The following is a 2,416-nucleotide window of genomic DNA, read 5'->3' on the forward strand; positions in this document are numbered from 1 at the left end:
ATTGTTAATACAGAGAAATGGAATATTTTTACTTTTCTGCCGAGTAGACTTGCTGTCCTTCAAAAAAGGTCATCAAAATTCGAGTTGCCGGAATTTCCTCGATGTCAATCTGAAAAAGATTCTGCTCGAGGACAACCAGATCAGCCAGCTTCCCCACCTCGATGGAGCCAATTTCCTTTTCCAGAAAGTTTGCATATGCGCCGTTAAGGGTTGAGGCAACAATCATCTTTTCGAGACTCACCCGCTCCTCAAGAGGAGGCAATACCCCCAGATCCCCTTCCTCTAACTCCGCATTGGGATCTGATACCCGACGATAGCTTGATTCTGAGCCATAGCTACTATCAAATTCATGTTGAGATACTTGCCGGGTCATACCGCCATAAATCGCTGTCAATGGTTTTGGCTCAGAGACCCAGAAATCACTGGCAATGGTTACATTAACTCCGGCTTCGAATAGGCTTGCTAATGGATATTGATGGTAAAAAGCCCGCTCATGCCCCAGATAAGGCAGATTCAACTTCCAGAAATAATCATCCAAATTCATCCAGTAGGGGCTTGTATGGACGCTCAGCCCCAATTCGCCCATACGCCGGATATCCTCCGGTTGTGCCAGCTGTAGATGGGCGAACGAATGTCGGGAGTCCCGCTCCCCATTCGTGGCAACCATTGCCTGGAGCGCATCCAATGAATATTGCGCGGCGGCATCCCCAATCACGTGAACGTGAATCTGGTATCCCTCAGAATCTATCTGGGTAAAGGCCTTCCGCAGAATATCATCATCCCAGACTTTTATCCCATCCCAATGATCATCCCTGTGAGCGTAAGGCTCAAGTAGATAGCCTGTTTCCTCTTCAATGACATGGTCCGCAAAGAACTTGAATGATTCTGCTTTGAAATGCGGATGTGAAAATTTTTTTGCCAGAATTTTGGCCTGATCAATCTGCGATTTGGCATCGCCCTCCGGCGAAATAGTCCATGAGGCCCGATATCGAACAGTCATTTTTCCTGCTTGTGCGAGTTCTTCGTAAGCCTGATAGAGATGGCTTTCATCGATACCCAGCATCGCCTCGTGAGTCGTAGTAATTCCTTTGGCATTAAGCCAATTCTGAAGCCAGATCAGCGATTTCACGATCTCTTCTTTGGGGGGCTTTGGCATTATGCGATTGATCAGGTTCATCGCCCCAGGCTCCTGAAGTAACCCGGAAGGCTCCCCTGTCTTGGGATCATGCTTGATAACGCCCTCTTCAGGCTGGAGTGTATCTTTGGTAATTTTCGCCAGGTCCAGGGCTTTTGAATTGACCCACATCGAATGCCCATCCCTGGAAGTAATTGCAATCGGACGTTCTGCATCAACCTCGTCGAGCCACTCTTTGCGCGGCCCAATTTCATCGAAGGCCGATCGTAAATACCCGCCGCCGATGATCCATGGTGAATCCGGGTTCAATTCCGCAAATTCACAGACGGCATTGAGATAGGCCTGGATTTGGTCTTTGCCATTCACATCAAAAAGGGCTAATTGATACTGGTATAAGTGGGCGCTTAGCGCTGGGTGCATATGGCTGTCAACAAATGCGGGCAAAACCATTTTTCCAGCCAGATCGATAACTTCTGTATCAGGATCGATATAGGTTTCAACATCCGAATCCGTACCAACAAAGATGATTTTCGCATCAGCAATGGCAACCGCTTGAGCCCACCTGCGATCCTTGTCTACTGTATAAACAGAAGCATTTTTTAAAACCAGATTGGCTTTCATATATTTCTATTCATGAATCGCAAATACACGATCTCCCGCTTGCACTATTGCAGTTTGCTGATCGCCTCGCATGACCAATAAAAATCCGCGCCGACCTTTATGCAAAAATTGAAGTGTTTCTTTTAGTTTCTCTTTTTCCAGGGGCATATCTTGGCTGTCAGCAGCAAAATGGCTGAACTCCGCGCAAGGAGTGGCATAACTAACAAATTCTAGCAGCATCCTTTCGCCACTCTCCATATTTTCAATCGCAAGCTGCTGCCCAATATCCTCTTCCCAAACTTCCTGATCATATTCAATGATGATGTTTTCGCCAGCGCTGCCATCTACCATGTGATCACCAAATTTTTTACGCATGGCTTCATAATGAGAAGTAAAGCCGATGCATACCAGATCATCGTCATCGTAAGCTTTATCCGGGTGATCCAAATGATGAATATCCAGCACATGTTCACCATCAGGCGTGGTGGCTTCAATACCGTTTGACGTTATTTGGATACGATCTACCTCCACCCTGCGGGAAACATCATAATAATCTCCTGACGGGGTTTCAATAATCAGCCCAGATGGCTGCAGCTGTACCAACTTGACACGACCTAGTTCCCGAATATTCTCAACCATTTAAAGCTCCTGTTTTATAGAAAAACCTACCTGGCATATATG

At 46.5% G+C, this 2,416-nt stretch carries 2 protein-coding genes; both read right to left on the reverse strand.

Annotated features, from left to right (window positions below; all coding sequences use genetic code 11):
* Positions 1–28: 28 nt before the first annotated feature.
* Positions 29–1,756 (reverse strand): amidohydrolase, encoded by a 1,728-nt coding sequence (locus tag AC3DOM_RS17440; protein WP_487920313.1) that lies wholly within the window; start codon positions 1,754–1,756, stop codon positions 29–31.
* A gap of 6 nt (positions 1,757–1,762) precedes the next feature.
* On the reverse strand, positions 1,763–2,374 hold the full coding sequence (locus AC3DOM_RS17445; protein ID WP_487920314.1) for a hypothetical protein: 612 nt from the start codon (positions 2,372–2,374) through the stop codon (positions 1,763–1,765).
* Positions 2,375–2,416: the final 42 nt, after the last annotated feature.

This window comes from Candidatus Desulfolinea nitratireducens (assembly GCF_982879505.1).